The organism is Caballeronia sp. ATUFL_F1_KS39 (assembly GCF_023630985.1).
Lineage (GTDB): Bacteria > Pseudomonadota > Gammaproteobacteria > Burkholderiales > Burkholderiaceae > Caballeronia > Caballeronia zhejiangensis.
In genome coordinates this window covers 322,951-347,904 of the sequence record NZ_JALQDZ010000001.1, presented here as the reverse complement: position 1 = coordinate 347,904, position 24,954 = coordinate 322,951, and the positions used below count along the sequence as shown (strand labels likewise).

Here is a 24,954-nt window from a genome sequence, read left to right as displayed (position 1 = left end):
GTATTTTTTCGAAGTCCAGAAGTCGGCTGGGAAGCGTAGGCATGCGGGTCGGCCGCATTGCCGAACGATGGCGCGATCAGGCTGAAAAGGAGCAAACAACGCGCGAACAGAAATCTCAATTCGAATCCTTCGGATGCGGGCCGGCGCGGCAAGGACCGTTGCTGCGCCGTCTGAGCAAGATCTCGATGACGCCGATTCACGGCTTTTGACCGCTACGAGTCGCCGCGCTTCGTGCTTGCCTGTCGAGTGCAAATGTCTTGAGTCTGAGCCGCTGCGTATCAGGATCGAATCAGAACCGTCCCAATTTGCTCCTAAACCGGGCATCGGCGACGGCTACACCACTTCAGACCAGGCCGACTTGCTGAAAGTAGGCGACCAGCTCCTCCTCGCTATCGAGTCCCAGCTTGCGCATGCCGGCACGCTTCTGCGTCGCGATCGTCTTGCGGCTTCGTCCGAAGTGCTCAGCGATCTCATGGACCAGAAGACCGCGAGCGTAGAGCTGGAAGACCTCCCATTCGCGTCGGCTCAGTACGCCCACGCGCGCCGGCGATGTCGCAGGCAAATGGCGCACGGCCGCCTCCACGGTTGGGGAGAGGAAACAGCCGCCGGCTTCAGCGACGGATATCGCGTCGTGCAGGCATTCGAGTCCGTCGCGCTTGTCGATCACGCCGTCTACGCCGAGCTGAACGAGCCCGGCCAGCATTCGCGTTTGGCAGATCATCGTGAGCACGATGATCTTCGGCCGCTTTTCCTGCCAGGTCAGACGCCTGAGAAAGGTGATCGAGCTGCTTTCCCCGTCGATACCGCGCATACCGATGTCGGAGAAGATGAAGTCACACGGCGTGGTATCGATTGCTTCGGCAAGTTCCAGCGTGTCGCACGCGGTGGCGACCACGCGCACCGCGCCATCTCGCTCGAGCAGGGTTTGAATACCCTTGATGACGACCGGATGGTCATCCGCAACGATGGCGCGTTTCGGCGTTCTTGTTCTCATTCTGTTATGCGTTCTTGCTGGCCTCAGGGCTTGCGCGGCGTGCGCGCTATGCGATGCGTCTAGATCAAGCCACTGTCCGCGATAAATCGATACAAATCCGCGTCTGTCGATAAATCGAGCTTTCGCATGGCCGCGCATTTTTGGGCGCTGATCGTCTTCACGCTGCGATCGAGTTCCTTCGCGATCTCGGTGACATTCGCGCCGCGTGCATAGCGCTCGATCACTTCCAGTTCGCGGCTCGTGAGCCGCTGACGAATGAAACGCGCGTGGCTTTCGGAATCCGCGAGCGCGAGCGTGCGGCGTATTGCGGGCCCAAGATAGGTTTCATTGGCGATGACCGAAACAATCGCGACGTAGATCAGCTCAAGCCGGTCTTCCTTGCTTAGAAACGCGTGGGCTCCCGCTTCCAGCGCCTGCTTGACGAGCGCGGCGTCGCCGCTGCGCGACATGACGACGATCCTGACCTCCGGATACTGGTTCGCCACATGCTGAATCAGCTCGACGCCGTCGCCGTAACGTCCGCCCGGCATGAAATAGTCGATGACGACGACGTCGCACTCGCCGCGAGCAAGCGACTCTTCGAGTTGGGTCGAATTAGCGTGACGACTTACCACCTCTACATTGGGAAAATTCCCAGCGAGTCGCTCGACGGCGAGGATGACGAGAGGATGATCATCCGCTATTGCGAGCCTTATCCGTTTAGCGTGCGAGAACACCTGGTTCCCGTTCCAGAACTCCATTGCCTCAAACCCCTTCTAGTCCTGCGGACCAGAATTCACATCCAAAAAAGAGAAGGTCGATCATCCGGCATCGAAAAATTTAGATACATAAGATGCATCCGAAACCATTTCAGTGCGCCAAAAACTCATCCTAATCCGCGTGCGCGCACAAACGCGAATAACCCGGGATCGTTTCTTACGCCTAGCTTATTCATCGCATCACGTTTCTGACGGCTGATCGTGCGAACATCGCGATCGAGTTCTTTTGCTATTTCGGTAATCGAATGGCCTTTGGCAAACAGGCGGACGACTTCGATCTCTCGCACGGACAGGCGCGGCTCCTCCGGCGAAAATTCGGTCTCCGTGCCCGCTTCCGCAAGCGCCGCGACAAACGAGGCGCTCACGAAACGGCGTCCGACGCTCGCATGCCGCACGGCCGTCACCACGAGTTCGATGGGTTCGGCCTTGTTGACGAGGCTCATCGCGCCGGCATTCAGGATGGAGCGCAAAATCGCGACGTTGCTCACGCTTGTGAGCACGACGATGCAGAGGTCGGGGAAATCCTGGCGCACCTTGCGAATGAGACGGAGACCGTCATTTGCATCCGCTCCCGGCTCGGGCATGGCGAAGTCCGTGACCAGCACATCGCACGGCTTGACCGCGAGTTCTGCCAACAAAGTGCTCGCATTATTTGCCTCGCCGACGACCTCTAATCCGTCTGCGGCGGCGAAGATGGCCTTCATCCCAAGGAGAACGAAAGGATGATCGTCAGCCAGTACTATTCGAAGCTTCAAGGGGCCCCCGGTTATTCTTGGTCTCGGTGAAAATGCTTGTGGGCTGCAACAGCGCGCAACGGATTAATCCACGCGGCACGATTAAGCACGGCTTTCCGATTCGCGTTTACCAGAAACACATAAACCGCAAACCTTCAAAAACCTCAATTAGATGACGACAAGCAAATAAAGATTGCGTTTATTTTCTCGGATAATCGCCTCAAAAATAGAATGTGACCAATTTGCAGGCCATAGGATAAATCCGATTAGACTGCGGAATAGTTGGTGTGCACTTGATGGCGTACGAGCGCGACTATCAGGCGCCGAGCGCTTAATAGGCTCCGGCGCGAGCAATAGATCACACCGCAATCAGGAAGCGCCTCGCCGACTCAAAAAAAAATGGGCCTCAGGCTGTTTCAGCCAGAGGCCCATCTTCCGATGCGCGAATTGCCGGTGATTCTTTAGAACGGGATATCGTCGTCCATGTCGTCGAAGCCGCCGCCTGCCGGCGCGCTCGGGCGGCTGGAACCGCCGCCTGCTGAGCCGCCGCTCGCACGACCGCCTGCGGGCGCGCGTCCGCCGCCGCCGCCGCCACCGCCGCCCGAACGATCCATCGGCGCGCTGCGGCTGTAGCCGCCATCATCGCCGGCACCGGCGCCGCCGCGACCGCCGAGCATCTGCATCTGATCCGCGACGATTTCGGTCGAATAGCGCTCCTGGCCCGATTGATCGGTCCATTTGCGCGTGCGAATACGCCCTTCGATGTAAACCGACGAGCCCTTCTTCAGATATTCGTTGACGATTTCGGCGAGCCGGCCGAAGAACGCCACGCGATGCCACTCCGTGAGTTCCTTGAATTCGCCGGAGGCCTTGTCCTTGTAACGGTCCGTCGTCGCGAGACGAATATTGGCCACGGCGTCGCCGCTCGGGAGGTAGCGGGTTTCCGGGTCGGCGCCCAGATTGCCCACGAGAATGACCTTGTTGACTGATGCCATGATTTCTCCGGTAGATTCCTTGCTAACTGTCAGCCGAAAGATGCGATTGGACCGATCTCGTCTTCAGACGTGGATTCGGTTGCACCCTGTCGGCTCGATTCGATGATTCCAATTTCTCTCAGGCCGCGCGCTCTGTTCTGCGCGGTGGCGGCTTCATCCATGCAGCGACGATGAGCCACGCCAACACCAGCGCCGAACACGCGAAGAAAACCGCGCTCGGCCCGTCGAGCTTCAGCAGCCAGCCGCCGATCACCCCGCCGAGGGCAAGGCCGATCGACTGCGTCGTGTTGTACACGCCCGCCGCCGCGCCCTTTCTCGTGCCCGGCGCAAGCTTCGACACCAGAGACGGCTGCGACGCCTCCAGCACGTTGAAGCCGAGAAAGTACACGAACAGAATGGCTGCCACGGACCACAGCGTATGGGGAGCCGCGCCCAATAACAACTGGCCGATCAGGATAAGCCCGATCGCACTCAGCATCACGCTCTTCATTTTTCCACGTTTCTCGGCGGCGATGATGGCCGGCACCATGAGCACGAACGCGAGCGCCATCACGGGCAGGTAAATCTTCCAGTGCGATGCGACCGGCAACCCGCCGTCCACCAGAATGCGCGGCACGACGAGGAAAAGCGCGGTCTGCGTCGCGTGGAGCACGAGCACGCCGAAGTTCAAGCGCAACAACTCGACGTTGTGCAGCACTTCCGCGAACGGCGCCTTGACGTGAACCGGATGCGCGGGCGGATCGGGCACGATCCAGAACACCACGCCCACCGCGAGGATCGACAGGACGCCGATCACCGTGAAAAGCCCGCTCATGCCGACCCAGTGGAACACGATCGGCGCGCCGACGATCGCCACCGCGAACGACACGCCGATGCTGCCGCCGACCATCGCCATCGCCTTCGTGCGGTTTTCCTCGTGCGTGAGATCGGCAATGAACGCGATCACCGCGGACGAAACGGCGCCCATGCCCTGGATCACGCGCCCGGCGATGATCCACGTCATCGAATGCCCGGCGGCCGCGACGAAGCTGCCCACCGCGAAGACGAGCAAGCCGAACGCGATGACCGGCTTGCGCCCGAGCTTGTCGGAAATCCAGCCGTAGAAGATGTAGAGCATCGACTGCGTGACGCCGTAGGCGCCAAGCGCAATGCCGACGAGCAGCACGTTGTCGCCGCCGGGGATGGTTTTCGCGTACACCGAAAACACCGGCATGATCATGAAAAGACCGAGCATGCGCAGCGCGAAGATGGCAGCGAGCGACACGGTCGCGCGCAACTCCGGCGCAGACAGACGTGTGGACGTGGCAGACGGATTGGACATCAGAAACGGGAAAAGGATGAGGGTCGCGTCTGGCCTGGCCTGCGGCGCAGCCAGGCGCGGCCGCCTTGTTCTTGCTCGAAACGGCACTATATGGAATCGCACGGCTAAAAGCGCGCCGCTCGATGCGTCGGCGCTCTCCCGTACTTGGCCGGCAAGTCCCCGCGCCGGCCGATCGACGCGCATCCGGCCCTTGGGCTCGGGCGCTGCGCCCTTTAAAAGTCGTTATAGTAGCAGGTTTGGCCCCCTCTCTTTCCGCCCGGCAATGGCTTCGTGGCCCGTCCGGACAGATGAAAGCGCCGCTGAAAACATCCGAAAGCACCCGAAAAACGCCGGAACGAACTCGTGGAAGAAATTCGTATTCGTGGGGCTCGCACCCACAATCTGAAGAACGTCAATCTCGACTTGCCGCGCCATAAGTTGATCGTGATCACGGGGCTGTCGGGGTCGGGCAAGTCGTCGCTCGCGTTCGACACGCTCTATGCGGAAGGCCAGCGCCGTTACGTGGAAAGCCTCTCGGCGTATGCGCGGCAATTTTTGCAGCTGATGGAAAAGCCGGACGTCGATCTGATCGAAGGTTTGTCGCCGGCCATTTCGATCGAGCAGAAGGCCACGTCGCACAATCCACGCTCGACGGTCGGCACCGTCACTGAAATTCACGATTACCTGCGTCTTTTGTACGCGCGCGTCGGCACGCCGTATTGCCCGGATCATCTGATTCCGCTGGAGGCGCAAAGCGTCTCGCAAATGGTCGACGCCGCACTCGCGCTGCCTGAAGAAACCAAGCTGATGATCCTCGCGCCGGTCGTCGCGGATCGCAAGGGCGAGCACGTCGAGCTGTTCGAGGAAATGCAGGCGCAGGGTTTCATCCGCTTTCGCATCCGCTCGGGCGGCGGCACGGCGAACGAAGGCGTCGCGAAAATCTACGAAGTCGATTCGCTGCCGAAGCTCAAGAAGAACGACAAGCACACGATCGACGTCGTGATCGACCGTCTCAAAGTGCGGCCGGACATGAAGCAGCGCCTCGCGGAATCGTTCGAAACCGCGCTGCGTCTCGCCGACGGCCGCGCGATCGCGCTCGAAATGGACACCGAAAAGGAGAAGCTCTTCAGCTCGAAATTCGCGTGCCCGATCTGCTCGTATTCGCTGCCGGAACTGGAGCCGCGTCTTTTCTCGTTCAATAATCCGATGGGCGCGTGCCCGGAATGCGACGGTCTCGGACAGATCACGTTCTTCGATCCGAAGCGCGTGGTCGCGCATCCGTCGCTGTCGCTCGCGGCGGGCGCGGTAAAGGGCTGGGACCGGCGCAATCAGTTCTATTTCCAGATGCTGCAGAGCCTCGCGGCATTCTACGAATTCGAAATCGACGCGCCGTTCGAGGATCTGCCCGAGAAAGTGCGCAAGATTCTTCTGTACGGCTCGGGCAAGCAGGCGATTCCGTTTTCGTACATTAACGAGCGCGGGCGCGCGTCGGTCCGCGAGCATGCGTTCGAAGGCATCATCCCGAATCTGGAGCGGCGCTATCGCGAGACCGATTCGGCGGCGGTGCGCGAAGAACTCGCGAAATACCAGAACAATCAGCCGTGCCCGGCGTGCGAAGGCACGCGTCTGCGGCGCGAAGCGCGCTTCGTGAAAGTCGGCGCAGAAGAACAGGCGCGCGGCATCTATGAAATCAGCGGCTGGCCGCTACGCGATGCGCTCGGCTATTTCCAGACGCTGCGTCTGGAGGGCGCGAAGGGCGAAATCGCCGACAAGGTCATCAAGGAAATCGTCGCGCGGCTCTCGTTTCTGAACAACGTCGGGCTGGATTATCTGTCGCTGGAACGCAGCGCGGAGACGCTTTCCGGCGGCGAGGCGCAGCGCATCCGGCTCGCGTCGCAGATCGGCTCCGGCCTTACGGGCGTGATGTACGTGCTCGACGAGCCGTCGATCGGCCTGCATCAGCGCGACAACGACCGGCTGATCGACACGCTCAAGCATCTGCGCGATATCGGCAATTCGGTGATCGTCGTCGAGCACGATGAGGACATGATCCGCATGGCCGATTACGTCGTCGACATGGGACCGGGCGCGGGCGAGCACGGCGGCGTGATCGTCGCGCAAGGCACGCCGGTGCAGGTGCAAAAGGACGGGAATTCCATTACCGGGCAGTATCTGTCCGGCAAGCGCACGATCAGCTATCCCGCCGAGCGCACCGCGCCGGACGAGCGCATGCTGCGCATCGTCGAGGCGTACGGCAACAATCTGAAGCGCGTGACGCTCGATTTGCCCGTCGGACTTCTGACCTGCGTGACGGGCGTGTCCGGCTCGGGCAAGTCGACGCTCATCAACGACACGCTGCAGCACGCGGTCGCGCAGCATCTGTACGGCTCGGCGACGGAGCCCGCACCGTACGAGTCGATCGAAGGTCTCGAACACTTCGACAAAGTGATCGCCGTCGATCAGTCGCCGATCGGCCGCACGCCGCGCAGCAATCCGGCCACTTACACCGGACTGTTCACGCCCATCCGCGAACTGTTCGCAGGTGTGCCGGCGGCGAAGGAGCGCGGCTACGACCCCGGCCGCTTCTCGTTCAACGTGAAGGGCGGCCGCTGCGAAGCCTGTCAGGGCGACGGCGTTCTGAAGGTAGAAATGCACTTTTTGCCGGATGTCTACGTGCCCTGCGACGTGTGTCACGGCAAGCGCTACAACCGCGAGACGCTGGAAGTCCAGTACAAGGGCAAGAACATCAGCGAAGTGCTGGACCTGACGGTCGAGGCCGCGCATGAGTTCTTCAAGGCGGTGCCGGTGGTGGCGCGCAAGCTGAAAACGCTGCTCGACGTCGGTCTCGGCTATATCCGGCTCGGCCAGTCCGCGACGACGCTATCGGGCGGCGAGGCCCAGCGCGTCAAGCTTTCGCTGGAACTGAGCAAGCGCGATACCGGTCGGACGCTATATATCCTCGACGAGCCGACGACCGGTTTGCACTTCCACGACATCGCGCTTTTGCTCGAAGTGATTCATCGATTGCGCGATCAGGGTAATACTGTCGTAATCATCGAGCATAATCTCGACGTAATCAAAACCGCCGACTGGGTCATCGATCTCGGTCCGGAAGGCGGCGCCGGCGGCGGGCAGATCATCGCCCAGGGGACGCCGGAGCAGGTTGCGAAGTCGAAGGCGAGCTTTACCGGCAGATATCTGGCACCCTTGTTGCAACGAGCCAAATCGGCGGCCTGATTCACGGCGCCGGTCTGGCTGCCGAAGCGCTGTCAGCCGGACCGTCGAAATGCGCCGCGCGCGCCGCGGCACGAATAACCGTCGTACGCAGCAGGGGAAAAGGAACGCAGTCATGGCGAAGCGCAACGAAGCGGCCAACGAGGAAGCGCGTGTACGGGACCTGCCCACGCGCCACGTCAGGCTGACGAGCGACATGAGCTTGCCGAAGCTGTCGGCGGTCGAGATCGGCAGCTACGTCCTTGCGCTGCTGGCGCTGTATCTCACGCTCAGGCTGCAATTGCTCGGCGGCCTGCTCGCCGGCATGCTGGTTTTTCAGCTTACGCACATGATCGCGCCGCTGATCGAGCGGCATGTGGTCAGCCGGGGCGCGCGTCTCATCGCGGTCGGGCTGATTTCGGCGATCATCGTCGGCGGGCTGACGGGCGCGACCATCGCCACCATCGAACATTTCGAGCGCGACTTCCCGAGCGTCCAGAAATTGCTCGATCAGCTGATGAGCATCACGTCGAGCGCGCGGCTGTCCGTGCCCGACTGGCTCGCGAATTACCTGCCCGTGGACACCGTGCAGATGAAGGACAAAGCCACCGAGCTGATGCACAAGCACGCCGAGATGCTCCAGCAAGGCGGCAAGGAAATGGCGCGCGGCTTCGGTCATATCGTAATCGGCATGATCGTCGGCGCGATTATCGCGGTGAGCGCGCCGCGGGCGACGCACCATCGGCTGCCGCTTTCCACCGCGCTCGTCGCGCGCGTGTCGCGCTTCTCCGATGCCTTCCGCCGCATCGTGTTCGCGCAAATCAAGATTTCAGCGATCAACGCAGTCTTCACCGCGCTGTATCTTCTCGTCGCACTGCCGCTCTTTCACGAACGGCTGCCGCTTTCGAAAACGCTCGTGCTCGTCACGTTCATCGTCGGGCTGCTGCCGGTGATCGGCAATCTCATTTCGAACACGATCATCGTCGGCATTTCGCTGTCGGTGTCGTTCGGCACGGCGGTCGCGTCGCTCGCGTTCCTGATCCTGATCCACAAGCTCGAATACTTCCTGAACGCGCGCATCATCGGCGGGCAGATCGAGGCGCGCGCGTGGGAACTGCTACTCGCGATGCTCGCAATGGAAGCCGCGTTCGGCATTCCCGGCGTCATCGCCGCGCCGATTTTCTACGGATATATCAAGCGCGAGCTGATTTATCTGCGGCTCGTCTGAGCGTAAAAAAGCCCGCCTGAACCGGCGGGCTTTGTCTTTCCGAAAGCGCGATCTAGCGGAACACGACCGTCTTGTGTCCGTTGAGCAGAATGCGATGCTCGGCATGCCACTTCACCGCGCGCGCGAGCGTCACGCATTCGACGTCGCGGCCGATCGCCGTCAGTTGATCCGGCGTCATGTTGTGATCGACGCGCTCCACTTCCTGCTCGATGATCGGGCCTTCGTCGAGATCGGACGTGACGTAGTGCGCGGTCGCGCCGATCAGCTTCACGCCGCGATCGAACGCCTGATAGTACGGCTTCGCGCCCTTGAAGCTCGGCAGGAACGAGTGATGAATGTTGATCGCGCGTCCCGACAGCTTCGCGCACAAATCCGGCGACAGAATCTGCATGTAGCGCGCGAGCACGACGAGATCGGTGTCGTGCTGATCGACGATTTCCATCACGCGCGCTTCCTGCGCGGCCTTCGCTTCGGACGTCGCGTTGAGCAGCGGAAGATGATGGAACGGGATGTCATAGCTCGCCGCGAGCTGATAAAAATCCTTGTGATTCGAGATGATCGCCGGAATCTCGATCTGCAATTGCCCGGTGCGATAGCGGAACAGCAGATCGTTCAGGCAATGGCCAATCTTCGACACCATGATGACGACGCGCGGCTTGACCGATGCGTCGTGCAGTTCCCAGCGCATGCCGAATTCATCGGCGAGATCGCTGAACGACTTGCGCAGCGCGTCGAGGCCCGGATCGCCGCCGACTTGCTGGAAATGCACGCGCATGAAGAACTCGCCGGTGCGGCTGTCGCCGAACTGCGCGGAATCGAGGATATTGGCGCCGAGATTGAACAGGAAGCCCGACACGGCATGCACGATTCCCGGCCGGTCCGGGCACGACAACTTCAGATAAAAACTATGTTCGGTCGACATGACCTTTCCTCGTTCGGTTCTTTCAAATTTGCGGCGCTTCGAACAGCGCGTCGATGCCTTCGCACGCGTCTTCGTCGATCCACTGATGACGCAGCATGCAATCGAGCGTCGCGAGACTCGCATCGACGGTGAGCTTGCCCTCTTCGATCCAGCGCGCGACGTCCTCGATGCGCGCAAGGCGATGCTCGCCGACTTCGCCGTCCTGATTGTGCGGCGCGAAATCGGGCGGCAGGGAGACGTCGTACACGAAGATCTGCTCGGCCTGCGTGCCTTCCGGAAGCGACTGAAGCACATGAAACGTGCGGCCGGGCGTCGCCGTCGAAGCGAGTTCGGCGCTCATGCCCGCCTCTTCCCAGCATTCCTTCACGAGCGTCGGCATGAGTGCGAAACCCCAGCCGATGCCGCCCGCGACGACGTTGTCGAGCATGCCGGGATCGGTCGCCTTGGTGTCGCTGCGGCGCGCGATCCACAACTGCGGTGCCTTATCCCGGTATTTTACGATGCCGTTCAGATGCACCGCGTAGGTCATCGTGCCGAAGAAGCGCGACGCCGCACGCTCGATGAACGCGAGCGGCGCGGCGTCGAAGCCGTTGCGGATCGCGTAGGTTTCGTCGCGCCAACCGGGAATCTTGCCTTCGGCGAAAAGCGCGCCGATGACCGCGCCGAGCGCGGCGCTGCGCGCGTTCACATCGGCGAGCGCTGCGTGCAGGCGAACCGAAGCGGCGTCGATCACGAAGACGTCCGGCCAGCGGCGCAGCGCGTCGACGTCGGATCGGCGAATCCAGCCGACGCGTTCATCGCCGATAAAGAACGGTAGGTGCGCGGCGGCGTCGAAGCGGCGTGCGGCAACGATCGAAGCGAGCGGCATCTCTCAGTCCTTGAGCGCGACGCGAATGCCGAGCGCGATGAACGTGACACCCGCGAGCCGGTCGAGCCACACGCCCACGCGCGGACGGCGCTTCAGCCACGCGCCGATCATTCCCGCGCCGATGCCGAAAAGCGAAAACACGACGACCGTCTGCAGCATGAAGAGCGCGCCGAGTTCGAACATCTGCAGCATCACGCTTTGCGCGCCGTGCGGATCGACGAACTGCGGCAGGAACACGATGAAGAACAGCGTCACTTTCGGATTCAACATGTTGCCGATCACGCTCTGGCGGAACACGGTCGTAAGCGGCTGGCTCGGGCGCGCGTGCGCGGTCGCGAGGCCGTGGCTGCGCAGCGCCTTGATGCCGATCCACACGAGATACGCCGCGCCCGCCAGTTTCACCGCCTGAAACGCCATCGGCGACGAACGCAGCAGTGCTGCAACCCCGAGCGCCGCGAGCGTCGTATGGAAGATCACGCCGAATGCGAACCCGCACGCCGCGACCACGCCCGCGAGCCGTCCTTGCGAAATGCCGCGGGCGAGCACCTGAAGATTGTCCGGCCCCGGCGCGACGGTGATCGCGACGGAAGCCGCGAGAAAGAGCAGAAAGTTGGGCATGTCAATGTCCGGCGAATTCGCACACGGTATAAAGCGGCACGCCATTTTCGCGCAGCAGTTTCGAGCCGCCGAGATCCGGCAGATCGATGATCGCCGCCGCCTCGACTACTTGCGCGCCGAGCCGCTCCAGCAGGATCTTGCCGGCCATCATGGTGCCGCCGGTCGCGACGAGATCGTCGACGATCACGACGCGGTCGCCCGGCTTGCACGCATCCTCGTGAATCTCGACGGTCGCGCGGCCGTATTCCAGCTCGTACGACTGTTCGAGCGTCTTGTACGGCAGCTTGCCCTTCTTGCGGATCGGCACGAAACCGAGGCTCAGCTCGTACGCGAGAATCGGCCCGATGATGAAGCCGCGCGCGTCCATGCCGGCGATCACGTTCACGTTTTCGTCGATATAGCGCTGCACGAACAGGTCGATCAGCATGCGCAGCGCCTTGCGGTCTTGCAGGATGGTCGTGATATCGCGGAACTGCACGCCGGGCTGCGGCCAGTTATCGACGGTGCGCACGCGCTCCTTGATGAAACGCGCGGCGTCGAGCTGGGCGTGCGAGGGGGTAATGGACATGACTTCTCCGGAGTCCGCGCCGTGAGGCCGCGCGTTCGCCTTGGTGACAAAAGAGGGAAGCTAGGCTGCCCGGCGATTGCGCGAGAGCCGTTCCTCGGCTTGCGCCAGCACTTCGGGCAGGCCGCGCAGCACGACGATATCGTTCGCGCGCAGCTTGGTTTCGGGGTCCGGTGCGACGCCCCGGATGCCGTGGCGCCGGATCGCGGTCACTTCGACACCGTTGCCGACGAGTCCGAGATCGTCGAGCGAATGCCCGACGGCTTCGGAATTTGCGTCGATGGGTACGGATTGTAGCCGGACCTGCTCGTGGCCATCGTCGTCGTCGACGTCGTCGGCGCCGTGGAAATAGCCGCGCAGCAGGCTGTAGCGCGCATCGCGCATTTCCTCGACGCGCCGCACGACGCGGCGCATCGGCACGCCCATCAGGACGAGCGTGTGCGATGCGAGCATCAGGCTGCCCTCGACGATCTCCGGAATCACTTCCGTCGCGCCCGCCGCGGTGAGCTTTTCGAGATCGGCGTCGTCGACGGTGCGCACGATCACCGGCAAAGTCGGCGCGAGTTCGTGGATGTTGTGCAGCACGCGCATCGCGGACGGCGTGTTCGCGTACGTGATCGCGACCGTCGCCGCGCGATGCAGGCCCGCCGCGAGCAGCGACTCGCGCCGCCCGGCATCGCCGAACACGACCGATTCGCCCGCCGCCGCTGCCGCCGCCACGCGATCCGGGTCGAGATCGAGCGCGACATACGAAATGCCCTCTTGCTCCAGCATGCGCGCGAGGTTCTGTCCGGCGCGGCCGTATCCGCAGATGATGACGTGGCCGCTCTGCTTCAGGCTCTGCGTCGCGATTTTCGTCATTTGCAGCGATTGCAGCATCCATTCCGTCGACGAGAGCCGCAGCACGATCCGGTCCGCGTTCTGGATGATGAACGGGGCGGCGAGCATCGAGAGCAGCATCGCGGAAAGAATGGCTTGCAGGATCGTGGAATCGACGAGATGCGAATCCAGAATCAGATTCAGCAGCACGAAGCCGAACTCGCCCGCCTGCGCGAGACCGAGGCCCGTACGCATCGCGACGCCCGGCGTCGCACCGAAGGCGCGCGCGAGACCGGTGATCATCACCGCCTTGAGCAGGATCGGCACGACGAAAAAGCCGAGCACGAGAAACGGATGCTCCCAGATCACGCGCGGATTCAGCAGCATGCCGGTCGTCACGAAGAACAGACCGAGCAGCACGTCGCGGAAAGGCTTGATGTCCTCTTCCACCTGATGCCGATACGGCGTCTCCGCGATCAGCATGCCCGCGATGAACGCGCCGAGCGCAAGCGACAGACCGAACTTGTCGGTGATGAACGCCGCGCCCAGCGTCACGAGCAGCAGGTTCAGCATGAACAGCTCTTGCGAGCGGCGCCGCGCGACGAGGTCGAACCAGCGCGTCATGAACTTCTGGCCGATGAAAAGCAGCACCGTCAACGCGATGACGATCTTCACCGCGGCGATGCCGAGCCACATCGCGAGCTGCGACGACTGGCCGTTGCCGAACGCCGCGATGATGATGAGCAGCGGCACGACCGCCAGATCCTGAAACAGCAGCACGCCGAAGATGTTGCGGCCGTGCTCGGATTCGAGCTCGAGCCGCTCGGCGAGCAGCTTGCTGACGATGGCGGTCGAGGACATGGACATCGCGCCGCCGAGCGCGAAGCTCGCCTGCCACGACATGCCGATCCAGAAATTGGCGATCCAGCCGAAGATCATCGCGAGCGCGATGGTCGCACCGACCTGGCTCGCGCCGAGTCCGAACACGATGCGCCGCATCGAGCGCAGCTTCGAGAGCGAAAACTCGAGCCCGATGGAGAACATCAGGAACACGACGCCGAATTCGGCGAGATGCTGCGCGCGGTCGGTGTCCGGCGCGATGCCCGCCGCGTGCGGCCCGACGATGATGCCGACCGTCAAATAGCCGAGCATCGGCGGGAGGTTGAAATAGCGAAATACGACGACGCCTGCCACGGAGCAGAGCAGCAGCAACAGCGTCATTTCGAGCGGAGAAATCGGCATCCGACTAGCGTCCTCGTTCGTCAGCGTTCCGAGGCGCGTGAATCGGGCGCTCCGGCATCTTAAAAAGGCCCCTGACGACAGGGCTTGCGGGGGCGGATAGACGGCGGCGCACCGGGCTCCGTACGGGGCGGCCCGGAATCGCCTTTGCTATACTCCGCGCATGATAGCGAAAATCAATGGCGACCGGGCGCTGGCGCTGGCTCGCAACGTAATTCAGATCGAAGCCGACGCCGTTCGCGGGCTCTCCGAACTCCTCGACGACAACTTCACGAACGCGGTCGAAACGCTGCTCGGCTGCCGCGGCCGCGTGGTCGTCTCGGGCATCGGCAAGTCGGGCCACGTCGCGCGCAAGTTCGCCGCGACGCTCGCCTCCACCGGCACGCCGGCGTTCTTCGTGCATCCGGCCGAAGCGAGCCACGGCGACCTCGGCATGGTCACCGCCGACGACATCTTCATCGCGCTGTCGAACTCGGGCGAAACCGAGGAGCTCGTCGCCATTCTGCCGCTCATCAAGCGGCTTGGGGCAAAGCTGATCGCGATCACCGGCCGTCCCGAATCGAGTCTCGCGCAACTGGCGGACATGCATCTGAATGCACGCGTCGAAAAGGAAGCGTGTCCGATGAATCTCGCGCCGACGGCCAGCACGACCGCCGCCATGGCGCTCGGCGATGCGCTCGCCGTAGCCGTGCTCGACGCGCGCGGCTTCGGTCCCGACGACTTCGCGCGCTCGCATCCGGGCGGCGCGCTCGGGCGGCGCCTGCTCACCTATGTGCGCGACGTGATGCGCGTAGGCGACGAAGTGCCGGTCGTTTCGCTCGACGCAACCGTTGCGGACGCGCTCTTCCAGATCACCGACAAGCGCATGGGCATGACCGCGGTCATCGACGAAAATCGTCACGTCCACGGCATTTTCACCGATGGCGACCTGCGCCGCATCCTGCAGCGCGACGGCGATTTCCGCGCGTTGAAACTCGCCGATGTCATGACCCGTAATCCGCGCACGATTGCGCCGGATCATCTCGCGGTCGAAGCCGTGGAACTGATGGAGCGCTTTCGCATCAATCAGATGCTGGTCGTGGACGCCGATGCGACGCTGATCGGCGCACTGAACATGCACGACCTCTTCTCCAAGAAGGTAATCTGATGGCGCAGAAGCCTCTCACCGCCGCCGAACGCGCGAGCCGTCTGAAGCTGATGGTGTTCGACGTCGACGGCGTTTTCACCGACGGCAGTCTCTATTTCACCGCCGAAGGCGACGCGATGAAGTCGTTCAATTCGCTCGACGGCCACGGCGTGAAGATGCTGCAGTCGGTCGGCGTGCAGACGGCGATCATCACGGGACGGCAATCGGGCATCGTCGCGGCGCGCGCGCGCGAGCTGGGCATCACGCATCTCTATCAGGGCGTCGGCGATAAAACCGTCGCGCTCGCCGAACTTCTCGAAGCCACCGGCATCCCGGCCGACGAATGCGGCTACATGGGCGACGACTGGCCGGATCTCGCGGTGATGCGCCGCTGCGGCTTTGCGGCCGCGCCCGCGAACGCGCATCCCGAAGTAATTCAGCGCGTGCACTGGGTCGCGGAAGCGCGCGGCGGCCACGGCGCCGTGCGCGAAGTCTGCGACGCGATCCTGCGCGCGCAACATCGCTACGACGAACTGCTCGCCGCAGCGCTCGGAGGCTGAGGCCATGCCGCGCCCCGGAAAGCTCGCCTCGCTCCTGCCGCTTCTCGCGGTGGCGGCGCTGGCCGGCATCACCTACTGGCTGCTGCAGGCCACGCTGCCTCCAGCACAGCAGGCGCCCGCGCCCGAGAAGCGCCACACGCCCGACTACTTCGCCAACAACTTTTCGGTTTCCGAACTCGACGCCACCGGCACGACGCAATATCGTCTGACGGCGAAGTCGATGGTGCATTACGAAGACGACGAGATCAGCGAGCTCACGCTGCCCGCGATGCGAATGTTCCAGCCGATGAAGCCGACCGTCACGGCGACGGCCCAGCGCGGCACGGTCAATGGCGACGTCTCGATCGTCGATCTCTACGACGACGCGCGCATCGTGCGCGCGGCCGGTTACGGAGATCCGCAGATGCAGGCGGATTCCCAGCATTTTCGCGTGCTGGTGAACGACGATGTCATCGAAACGGAAAAACCGGTTAGACTTCAGCGCGGCCCGTCGGTGATGACGGCCTCTGGCATGAACTACAACAACGTGACCCGGGTGATGAAGCTGTTCGGTAACGTGCGCGGCGCGATCGCAGCCACGGATATCAACGGCGGTTCGTCCAAGTAATCCCGGCACTCCCATCCGAATTGTGACTGCATGAACGAAAGGTTCCCTCGTCCCGATGGCGGCCCTGCGCGCGCAATGCTCGCGCGCCGTGCCACGCACGCCGTGCGGGCCGGGCTCGCTGCCGCCCTGACCATCGCGGTCGCGCTGGCCGCGCTGCCGGCGCACGCCGAAAAGGCCGACCGCGACAAACCGCTCAACATCGAAGCGGACAACATGTCGTACGACGATCTCAATCAGAAGAACATCTTCACCGGTCACGTAGTCGCGACGAAAGGCACGATCGTGATCAAGGCCGACCGCGTCGAGGTGACGCAAGACCCGCAGGGTTATCAGTACGCGACCGGCACGTCTACCGGCAACAATCTCTCGTATTTCCGCCAGAAGCGTGACGGTCTGAACGAGTACATCGACGGCAACGCGGTGCGAATCGATTACGACGGCAAGAACGACTTCACGAAGCTCACTACGCGCGCCGTCGTGCGCCGCCTGCAAGGCCTGACGACCGTGCAGGACGAAGTGCACGGCAGCGTGATCACCTATGACGGCCAGAAGGACTTCTACACGGCAAGCGCGGGCAAGGACCAGGCCGGACCCGGCAATCCGAGCGGCCGCGTGCGCGCGATGCTCGCGCCGCGTTCAGGCGGCGCCGCGCCGCTGAACGGTTCGCCTGCCACGCTTTCTCCGTCGAATACCATTCAAGGAACGCCGCAGCAGTGAATTCGCCCGCCATGCCCCACCGTAAGCCGGAAGGCGAGTCGAGTTCGCTCGTCGTCCGCAATCTGAAGAAGCGTTACGGCTCGCGCACCGTGGTGAAGGACGTGTCGCTCGATGTGAAGAGCGGCGAAGTGGTCGGGTTGCTCGGCCCTAACGGCGCGGGCAAGACCACGTCGTTCTATATGATCGTCGGCCTCGTGCCGCTCGATGCCGGCGAAATCGATCTCGACGGCAACTCGATCAGCCTTCTGCCCATCCACCAGCGCGCGCACCTCGGCCTGTCGTATCTGCCGCAGGAAGCATCGGTGTTTCGCAAGCTCACCGTCGAGCAGAACATCCGCGCGGTGCTGGAACTGCAAACCGATGCGTCGGGCAAACGCCTGTCAAAAGACGCGATAACACAGCGCGCCGAAGCCTTGCTCGACGAGTTGCAGATCGCGCATCTTCGCGAGAATCCGGCGCTGTCGCTGTCGGGCGGAGAGCGCCGTCGCGTCGAGATCGCGCGGGCGCTCGCGACCAACCCGAGCTTCATCCTGCTCGACGAACCCTTCGCGGGCGTCGATCCTATCGCGGTGCTGGAAATCCAGAAAATCGTGAAGTTTCTGAAGCAGCGCAACATCGGCGTTTTGATTACCGACCATAACGTGCGCGAGACGCTCGGCATCTGCGATCACGCGTACATCATCAGCGACGGCACCGTGCTCGCGGCGGGCGCGCCGAGCGAAATCATCGAGAACGAAAGCGTGCGCCGCGTCTATCTCGGCGAGCATTTCCGCATGTGAGCGCACCGTCGCAAAGGCCGCATTGATAGTGCGCCGCATCATGCGAAAGTTGCAAAACTTACGTGCCGCCCCCGTGGGCGGCATGCGCTTTTTTGGAATCCCCGCGAGGTTTCGCGCGCGTGGCAAACTCTCTACAATGATTAAAACTTTGCCATGAAAGCCAGCCTCCAACTCCGCCTCTCGCAGCATCTTGCGCTGACCCCGCAACTTCAGCAGTCGATCCGGCTGCTGCAGTTGTCGACGCTCGAACTGCAGCAGGAAGTCGCGATGGCCATCGCTCAGAATCCGCTGCTCGAGAACGACGACGACTGGATTGCGAGCCCTTTGCGCGTCGCCGCGGACGGTTCGCTGATCGCGGCGCCGGCCACATCGAGCGCGCCGCCCGATTCGATGATGAGCAACGGCTCCACGTCGAGCAGTTCCAGTTCCGAGCGTTCGGAAAACAGCGAGCCGCAAGGCGTCGACGAGTACAACGGCCTGGGCTCGGACAGCGGTCAGGACTCGAGTTCATGGAATCTGGAAGACTACGGCCGTTCTAACAACGCTTCCGACGACGACGATCTGCCGCCGCTGCAAATCCACGAATCGACCACGACGCTGCGCGACCATCTGACGGCGCAGTTGCGCATGACCGCGGCGAATCAGCGCGATCGGGCGCTCGTCACGTTTCTGATCGAGTCGCTGGACGAGGACGGGTATCTCACGGCATCGCTCGACGAAGTCCAAACCGATCTTCCCGAAGAACTCGAAGTCGATCTCGACGAACTGAGCGCGGCACTCGCGTTGCTGCAGAGTTTCGATCCGCCCGGCGTGGGCGGACGCTCGGCATCGGAATGCTTGAAGCTGCAGTTGCTGCGGCTCGATGGCTCGCCAACGCGCACGCTTGCGCTCGAGATCGTCACGAATCATCTGGAATTGCTCGCCGCGCGCGACTTCACGCGCCTGCGCAAACAGTTGAAGGCAAGCGACGACGCCCTCCGGGACGCACATTTGCTCATCAAGTCGCTGGAGCCGTTTCCGGGCGCGGCGTATGGCAAGAGCGAAGCAGACTACGTCGTTCCGGACATTCTCGTGCGCAAGACGTCGGGCGGCTGGACGGCTGAACTCAACCCGGAGATCGTGCCGAAGCTGCGCATCAACCATTTGTACGCGAACATCCTGCGCAACAATCGCGGCGATCCGGGCAGCGGTTCGTTGCGTCAGCAGCTTCAGGAAGCGCGCTGGCTCATCAAGAACATTCAGCAGAGGTTTGAGACGATCCTGCGTGTCGCGCAGGCAATTGTCGAGCGTCAGAAGAACTTTTTTGCACATGGCGAAATCGCCATGCGCCCCTTGGTTTTGCGGGAGATTGCTGATACGCTGGGTTTACACGAGTCGACGGTTTCTCGTGTGACCACAGGCAAGTACATGCTCACCCCATTCGGGACGCTTGAATTTAAGTACTTCTTTGGATCGCACGTTTCGACCGACACAGGAGGCGCGGCATCGTCAACGGCGATCCGGGCCCTCATCAAGCAACTGATAGGAGCGGAAGACCCCAAAACTCCTCTTTCAGACAGCCGCATCGCCGAACTGCTGGCGGAACAAGGATTCGTGGTAGCGCGGCGCACCGTAGCCAAGTACCGCGAAGCCCTCAAGATCCCGGCAGTGAATCTGCGCAAGTCTCTATGACCCGTCTCTGTAGTCCATCGCGTGTTGCGATGGGCGTTTACCGGCCGCAACGCGAAAGCGCGGACGTGCCGGCCGATGCGCCCCGTTTGTCAAGCGCGCCAGGATGACGCGCCGGCGGGACACATTGCCGACCGGTATCGGACGAGCCGACGTGGCCTAGCGGCCATTAGCTTGGAGAGCAACTATGAATCTGAAGATCAGTGGACACCACCTCGAATTGACGCCTGCGTTGCGCGAGTATGTGATCACGAAACTGGACAGGGTGCTCCGTCATTTCGATCAAGTGATCGACGGCAACGTGGTCCTCTCGGTCGACAATCATAGGGAAAAGGAAAAGAGGCAGAAGGCGGAAATCAACCTGCACCTGAAGGGCAAGGACATTTTCATCGAGAGTTGTGACGCTGATATGTACGCGGCCATCGACCTGATGGTCGACAAGCTGGATCGGCAGGTCATCAAGCACAAGGACAAGATCCAGGGCCACGCCCATGAGTCCGTGAAGTACCGCGGCGAGTCGCATGAGATGGAAGCGCCGTCGCCGTGAGCATGAAGCACGGCATGCACGAAGTCTGATCGCCGGATGACAGCAAAACCCGCCGCCACAGGACGGCGGGACTGATTGGAGGGAGTCCTCGAATATCCGGAAACGATGGATCGGCGCATGCACCGAACCGAAGCCGCCCCGACTGGCGGCTTTTTTGTTGGATTTCTGCCGCTAGGTGATACAAGCCATTGATTTTCAGGGCTTTGTCCTGCACATTGAATTGAAAACCGTGCCATTGCGCGGCGCACCATCGGGCAGTGCCCTGTTCTATAATGGTCCGGTAATTTTCGGGGTCGCACGACAGGCACGCTGCAGGCAACGCCGCCAGCGCACTTTCCGTTTCACCATCGCCGTGAGCGCTTTCAGACAGCGGCCACGATGAGGAGCTATCAGGCCACGCTTTCGCCTGCCAACATGAATCGTTTAGCCAAATTTCTTCCCATCGAGAACGTGGTTCTCGGACTGTCCGTTACCAGCAAGAAACGCGTATTCGAGCAAGCGGGCCTGATTTTCGAGAACCAGAACGGCATCGCTCGCAGCACCGTCACCGACAATCTCTTCGCGCGTGAGCGCCTCGGCTCGACCGGCCTCGGCGAAGGCGTCGCCATTCCGCACGGCCGCATCAAGGGGCTGAAGCAACCGCTCGCCGCCTTCGTGCGTCTCGCCGAACCCGTCGCGTTCGAATCCCCCGACGGCCAGCCGGTCTCTCTGCTCATCTTCCTGCTTGTGCCCGAACAGGCGACGCAGCAGCATCTTGAAATTCTGTCGGAGATCGCCCAACTGCTCTCCGACACCGAGGCGCGCGAGCGTCTGCACAAGGAAGAAGATCGTGACGCGCTCTATCAGGTGCTCACGCAATGGCAACCGTAATAGCCACCCGAACATAGCGTTGCGCGTCCGTGCCGCCTCCGCGCCGGGCGCGCCTCGCTTACGCAAGGCTTCTGGGGCACAATCGGTCAAACGCAGCGCCATGCAGCGTATCGAAGCGACCCGCTTCGTCGTGACGCAAAGGCTGCTCCCGGCTTCCAACGGAGTTCCGGTCTCATGGATACGTCCAGCATCAACGCCCAAAGCATTTTCGACGACAACGCCGCCGCTCTTAAGCTCAGCTGGCTCACCGGGCATGAAGGCTGGGAACGCGGCTTTTCGAGCGAGACGGTCGCCAACGCGACGTCGAGCGCCGACCTCGTCGGTCACCTGAACCTGATTCACCCGAACCGTATCCAGGTGCTCGGCGACGCCGAGATCAACTACTACCAGCGCCAGTCCGACGAAGACCGATCGCGCCACATGGCCGAGCTGATCGCGCTCGAGCCGCCGTTTCTAGTCGTCGCGGGCGAAGTGGGCGCGCCGCCGGAGCTCGTTCTGCGCTGCACGCGCTCGTCGACGCCGCTCTTCACGACGCGCATGTCGGCGGCGGCCGTTATCGACAGCCTGCGCGCGTACATGTCGCGCATTCTCGCGCCGCGCGCGACGCTGCACGGCGTGTTCATCGACATCCTCGGGATGGGCGTGCTGCTCACCGGCGACTCCGGTCTCGGCAAGAGCGAGCTCGGTCTGGAGCTCATCAGCCGTGGCCACGGACTCGTCGCCGACGACGCCGTCGATTTCGTGCGCCTCGGCCCCGATTTCGTCGAAGGCCGCTGTCCGCCGCTGCTGCAAAATCTGCTCGAAGTGCGCGGCCTCGGACTGCTCGACATCAAGACGATCTTCGGTGAAACCGCCGTGCGCCGGAAGATGAAGCTCAAGTTGATCGTACAACTCGTGCGCCGGCCGGACGGCGAATTCCAGCGCCTGCCGCTGGAAAGCCAGACCGTCGACGTGCTCGGCCTGCCGATCAGCAAGGTGACGATTCAGGTCGCCGCGGGCCGCAACCTCGCCGTGCTGGTCGAGGCCGCGGTGCGCAACACGATTCTGCAACTGCGCGGCATCGATACCTTGCGCGACTTCATGGATCGCCAACGCCTTGCGATGCAGGATCCCGACAGCCAGTTTCCCGGCAAGCTGATCTGAGCGCGCGCCGAAACGAATCGGGCGCAGGTGCTAAGCTTAGGAAAAGCGAATTTCCCGAGACCCATGCGTATCATCCTGATCACCGGCATCTCCGGTTCCGGCAAGTCCGTTGCGCTGAACGCGCTTGAAGACGGCGGCTACTATTGCGTCGACAACCTGCCGCCGCGCTTTCTGCCCGAACTCGCCGACTATCTCGCGAAAGAAGGCCAGACGCGCCTCGCCGTCGCGATCGACGCGCGTTCGAGTCTCTCGCTCGATGAAGTGCCGTCCATCATCGACAAGCTCTCGAAGGACTTCGATCTGCGCGTGCTGTTCCTCAACGCGAGCACGCAGTCGCTGATCCAGCGTTTCTCCGAGACGCGCCGGCGTCATCCGCTGTCGGGCCCGCCGATGCGCGAAGCCGATGTCGGCGTGCTGAACTCGCTCGCCGAAGCGATCGAACGCGAGCGCGAACTGGTCGCGGGCCTCGCGGAATACGGCCATCAGATCGACACGAGCAATTTGCGCGCGAACGTTCTGCGCGCGTGGGTCAAGCGCTTCGTCGAAACCGACGCCGCCGACCTCACGCTGATGTTCGAATCGTTCGGCTTCAAGCGCGGCGTGCCGCTCGACGCCGATCTCGTCTTCGACGTCCGGACGCTGCCCAATCCGTACTACGACCGCGAATTGCGCCCGTTCACGGGCCTCGACAAACCGATCATCGATTTCCTCACCGCGCAGCCGCTGGTCGGCGAGATGATCGACGATATCGGCGCGTTCGTCGGCAAATGGCTGCCGCGTTTTCGCGACGACAACCGCAGCTATCTCACTGTCGCGATCGGCTGCACGGGCGGCCAGCATCGCTCGGTGTTCATCGCGGAGGCGCTCGCCGCGCGCTTTTGCGAGACGGCAAATGTGATCGTGCGGCATCGTGACGCGCCCATCCCCGCCGGGTAGCGCGATCCACACGCGAACCTGATCGCCGCGCCGGCGGTCCATCCTGGAGGGACGCGATGTCCGCGAATCCTGTTCTGGCCGACTTGCCGCTGTTTCCGCTTCACACCGTGCTTTTTCCCGGCGGCCTGCTGCCGCTCAAGATATTCGAGGCACGCTATCTGGACATGGCGCGCGAGTGTCTGCGCGAGCAGACGCCGTTCGGCGTGTGCCTGCTCAAGAGCGGGCACGAAGTCGCCTCGCCGGGCGATCCGTCGGTGCCGGAAAGCATCGGCTGCCTGGCCGAAATCGCGGAATGCGATGTCGATACCTTCGGTCTCCTGCTCGTGCAGGCACGCGGAACCGATCGTTTCCGGCTCACCGATCATCGTGTCGAGCCGAGCAATCTGATCGTCGGCACGGCCGAGTTGCTGGGTGAAGATCAGCCGCTGCAGGGCGCCGAGGCGCTCGCGAAATTCGGCGCGTGCGCAGAAGTGCTGGAGCGCATCATCGACACGATCAAGGAACGCGAGCCGCAGAATCTGCCCTTCGTCGAGCCCTTTCTATACGACGATCCCACCTGGGTCTCCAATCGCCTCGCCGAAATCCTGCCGATCCCGATGCGCGCACGCCAGAAGCTCATGGAGTTGATGGACGCCGGCGCGCGCATCGACGTCGTGCATCACTACATGCAGCATCATCAACTGCTTTAGAGAAGCGTGCCTGTCAGCGCGTCGAGCAGCTTGCGCACCGGCGCGGGCACGCCATAGGCGTCGATCTTCGCGAGCGACGCCCAGACGGTTTCGAGGTCCATCAAGTCGCGCGGCGCCTGGCGCGCCTCGCCGAGCCGCGGCTCGATATCCAGCTTGAAGTGCGTGAATGCGTGCGACATCGGCGCGAGTCGCTGCAGATGTTCATCGGCGCCGAGACGCTGCGCGACTTGCGCTAGCGCGGCTTCGTCCGCCGCTTCGGGCAGGCTCCACAATCCGCCCCATATTCCGATCGACGGACGCTTCTGCAGCAGGATCGAATCGCCGTCCCTCAGGACCAGCATCCATGTCTTGCGCGTCGGCACGGCTTTCTTCGGGCGCGCGGCGGGCAACTCGCGCTGACGCCCTTCGACCTTCGCCACGCAATCCGATGCGAACGGACAGCGCGCGCAGTCCGGCTTGCCGCGCACGCACAGCGTCGCGCCGAGGTCCATCAGGCCTTGCGTGTAAGCGGTCACATCGTTGTTGTTCGCGGCTTCCGGCAAGAGCGATTCCGCGAGCGTCCACATCGCCTTCTCGACTTTCTTCTCGCCCGGAAAACCTTCGACGCCGAATACGCGCGCGAGCACGCGCTTCACATTGCCGTCGAGGATCGTCGCGCGTGCGCCGAACGCGAACGACGCGATCGCCGCTGCCGTCGATCGTCCGATGCCCGGCAGCAGCGCGAGTTCGTCGACGGTCTGCGGAAACGCGCCACCGTGCTCGTACGCGACGGCCTGCGCGCAGCGGTGCAGATTGCGCGCGCGCGAGTAGTAACCGAGCCCGGCCCAGAGCGCCATGACGTCGTCGATGGGCGCATCGGCGAGCGCCGATACCGTCGGAAAGCGTTCGAGAAATCGCGCGTAGTACGGAATGACGGTGGAAACCTGCGTCTGCTGCAGCATGATCTCCGACAGCCAGATGCGGTAAGCATCGCGCGTGTTCTGCCACGGCAGGTCGTGACGGCCGTGAATGCGTTGCCACGCGATGAGGCGCGACGAAAAATCGGTGAGAGCGAGCATC

Annotated in this window: 25 protein-coding genes; 14 read left to right on the top strand and 11 right to left on the bottom strand. The window is 62.7% G+C overall.

Translation table 11 applies throughout. The features are described from left to right. Nucleotides 1-41: 41 nt before the first annotated feature. Nucleotides 42-209 (top strand): hypothetical protein, encoded by a 168-nt coding sequence (locus NCR93_RS01750; RefSeq protein ID WP_250433626.1) that lies wholly within the window; start codon nt 42-44, stop codon nt 207-209. 134 nt (nt 210-343) lie between these two features. On the opposite strand, the gene NCR93_RS01745 is transcribed toward NCR93_RS01750, so the two are convergent. The 5 genes from NCR93_RS01745 to NCR93_RS01725 form a co-directional block, all read right to left on the bottom strand. After that, nucleotides 344-994: a response regulator gene (locus tag NCR93_RS01745; protein ID WP_008351659.1), complete on the bottom strand. Its 651-nt coding sequence runs from the start codon at nt 992-994 to the stop codon at nt 344-346. A 59-nt stretch (nt 995-1,053) separates the two neighbouring features. Continuing rightward, complete coding sequence (locus tag NCR93_RS01740; RefSeq protein WP_033536541.1) at nt 1,054-1,734, bottom strand: response regulator; 681 nt, start codon at nt 1,732-1,734, stop codon at nt 1,054-1,056. A gap of 125 nt (nt 1,735-1,859) precedes the next feature. After that, nucleotides 1,860-2,507, bottom strand: coding sequence for a response regulator (locus tag NCR93_RS01735; RefSeq protein ID WP_034470552.1), 648 nt, complete (start codon nt 2,505-2,507; stop codon nt 1,860-1,862). Nucleotides 2,508-2,947: 440 nt separating this feature from the next. Continuing rightward, the gene (locus NCR93_RS01730) at nt 2,948-3,481 is read right to left on the bottom strand and encodes a single-stranded DNA-binding protein (RefSeq protein WP_175979779.1); all 534 of its coding nucleotides are present in this window, start codon (nt 3,479-3,481) and stop codon (nt 2,948-2,950) included. Nucleotides 3,482-3,599: 118 nt separating this feature from the next. Continuing rightward, the gene (locus tag NCR93_RS01725) at nt 3,600-4,802 is read right to left on the bottom strand and encodes an MFS transporter (RefSeq protein ID WP_075583486.1); all 1,203 of its coding nucleotides are present in this window, start codon (nt 4,800-4,802) and stop codon (nt 3,600-3,602) included. A 342-nt stretch (nt 4,803-5,144) separates the two neighbouring features. Between NCR93_RS01725 and uvrA the strand changes: the two genes are divergently transcribed. Then, on the top strand, nt 5,145-8,018 hold the full coding sequence (uvrA, locus tag NCR93_RS01720; RefSeq protein ID WP_175979777.1) for an excinuclease ABC subunit UvrA: 2,874 nt from the start codon (nt 5,145-5,147) through the stop codon (nt 8,016-8,018). Nucleotides 8,019-8,130: 112 nt separating this feature from the next. Beyond that, nucleotides 8,131-9,222, top strand: coding sequence for an AI-2E family transporter (locus NCR93_RS01715; RefSeq protein ID WP_008351668.1), 1,092 nt, complete (start codon nt 8,131-8,133; stop codon nt 9,220-9,222). 52 nt (nt 9,223-9,274) lie between these two features. Here NCR93_RS01715 and purU read toward each other — a convergent pair whose 3' ends face one another. Genes purU through NCR93_RS01690 form a run of 5 tightly spaced genes read right to left on the bottom strand, consistent with a single transcriptional unit; the run spans nt 9,275 to nt 14,256 of the window. Further along, on the bottom strand, nt 9,275-10,144 hold the full coding sequence (gene purU, locus NCR93_RS01710) for a formyltetrahydrofolate deformylase (protein ID WP_008351670.1): 870 nt from the start codon (nt 10,142-10,144) through the stop codon (nt 9,275-9,277). Nucleotides 10,145-10,166: 22 nt separating this feature from the next. Then, entirely contained in the window at nt 10,167-11,012 is an 846-nt protein-coding gene (locus NCR93_RS01705) for an NUDIX hydrolase (RefSeq protein WP_008351671.1), read from the bottom strand. Between the two features lie 3 nt (nt 11,013-11,015). Continuing rightward, entirely contained in the window at nt 11,016-11,630 is a 615-nt protein-coding gene (locus NCR93_RS01700; RefSeq protein WP_008351673.1) for a LysE family translocator, read from the bottom strand. 1 nt (nt 11,631) lies between these two features. Beyond that, the gene (locus tag NCR93_RS01695; RefSeq protein WP_008351675.1) at nt 11,632-12,198 is read right to left on the bottom strand and encodes an adenine phosphoribosyltransferase; all 567 of its coding nucleotides are present in this window, start codon (nt 12,196-12,198) and stop codon (nt 11,632-11,634) included. A 60-nt stretch (nt 12,199-12,258) separates the two neighbouring features. Continuing rightward, nucleotides 12,259-14,256 (bottom strand): monovalent cation:proton antiporter family protein, encoded by a 1,998-nt coding sequence (locus NCR93_RS01690; protein ID WP_008351676.1) that lies wholly within the window; start codon nt 14,254-14,256, stop codon nt 12,259-12,261. 160 nt (nt 14,257-14,416) lie between these two features. Here NCR93_RS01690 and kdsD point away from each other — a divergent pair, with 160 nt between their 5' ends. The 11 genes from kdsD (at nt 14,417) to NCR93_RS01635 (ending at nt 23,895) form a co-directional block, all read left to right on the top strand. Beyond that, nucleotides 14,417-15,400, top strand: coding sequence for an arabinose 5-phosphate isomerase KdsD (gene kdsD / locus NCR93_RS01685; protein ID WP_008351678.1), 984 nt, complete (start codon nt 14,417-14,419; stop codon nt 15,398-15,400). Continuing rightward, nucleotides 15,400-15,939: a KdsC family phosphatase gene (locus NCR93_RS01680; RefSeq protein WP_034470545.1), complete on the top strand. Its 540-nt coding sequence runs from the start codon at nt 15,400-15,402 to the stop codon at nt 15,937-15,939. The genes kdsD and NCR93_RS01680 overlap by 1 nt, the downstream gene beginning before the upstream one ends. Nucleotides 15,940-15,943: 4 nt before the next feature. After that, complete coding sequence (gene lptC, locus NCR93_RS01675) at nt 15,944-16,546, top strand: LPS export ABC transporter periplasmic protein LptC (RefSeq protein WP_008351682.1); 603 nt, start codon at nt 15,944-15,946, stop codon at nt 16,544-16,546. A 30-nt stretch (nt 16,547-16,576) separates the two neighbouring features. Continuing rightward, nucleotides 16,577-17,263 (top strand): lipopolysaccharide transport periplasmic protein LptA, encoded by a 687-nt coding sequence (lptA, locus tag NCR93_RS01670; RefSeq protein WP_033536543.1) that lies wholly within the window; start codon nt 16,577-16,579, stop codon nt 17,261-17,263. 11 nt (nt 17,264-17,274) lie between these two features. Next, nucleotides 17,275-18,042, top strand: a complete 768-nt coding sequence (gene lptB / locus NCR93_RS01665) for an LPS export ABC transporter ATP-binding protein (protein WP_085955336.1) — start codon at nt 17,275-17,277, stop codon at nt 18,040-18,042. Between the two features lie 153 nt (nt 18,043-18,195). Continuing rightward, on the top strand, nt 18,196-19,713 hold the full coding sequence (locus NCR93_RS01660) for an RNA polymerase factor sigma-54 (protein WP_034470542.1): 1,518 nt from the start codon (nt 18,196-18,198) through the stop codon (nt 19,711-19,713). A gap of 184 nt (nt 19,714-19,897) precedes the next feature. Further along, complete coding sequence (gene hpf / locus NCR93_RS01655; RefSeq protein ID WP_008351690.1) at nt 19,898-20,257, top strand: ribosome hibernation-promoting factor, HPF/YfiA family; 360 nt, start codon at nt 19,898-19,900, stop codon at nt 20,255-20,257. Between the two features lie 414 nt (nt 20,258-20,671). Then, nucleotides 20,672-21,127, top strand: a complete 456-nt coding sequence (ptsN, locus tag NCR93_RS01650) for a PTS IIA-like nitrogen regulatory protein PtsN (RefSeq protein ID WP_008351691.1) — start codon at nt 20,672-20,674, stop codon at nt 21,125-21,127. Between the two features lie 174 nt (nt 21,128-21,301). Beyond that, nucleotides 21,302-22,270 (top strand): HPr(Ser) kinase/phosphatase, encoded by a 969-nt coding sequence (hprK, locus tag NCR93_RS01645; RefSeq protein WP_008351692.1) that lies wholly within the window; start codon nt 21,302-21,304, stop codon nt 22,268-22,270. A gap of 63 nt (nt 22,271-22,333) precedes the next feature. After that, nucleotides 22,334-23,206 (top strand): RNase adapter RapZ, encoded by an 873-nt coding sequence (gene rapZ, locus NCR93_RS01640; RefSeq protein WP_008351693.1) that lies wholly within the window; start codon nt 22,334-22,336, stop codon nt 23,204-23,206. A gap of 56 nt (nt 23,207-23,262) precedes the next feature. Further along, nucleotides 23,263-23,895, top strand: a complete 633-nt coding sequence (locus tag NCR93_RS01635; protein ID WP_008351694.1) for an LON peptidase substrate-binding domain-containing protein — start codon at nt 23,263-23,265, stop codon at nt 23,893-23,895. Here NCR93_RS01635 and mutY read toward each other — a convergent pair. Continuing rightward, complete coding sequence (gene mutY / locus NCR93_RS01630; protein ID WP_008351695.1) at nt 23,892-24,953, bottom strand: A/G-specific adenine glycosylase; 1,062 nt, start codon at nt 24,951-24,953, stop codon at nt 23,892-23,894. The two genes, NCR93_RS01635 and mutY, sit on opposite strands and share 4 nt — an antisense overlap. Nucleotide 24,954 lies beyond the last annotated feature (1 nt).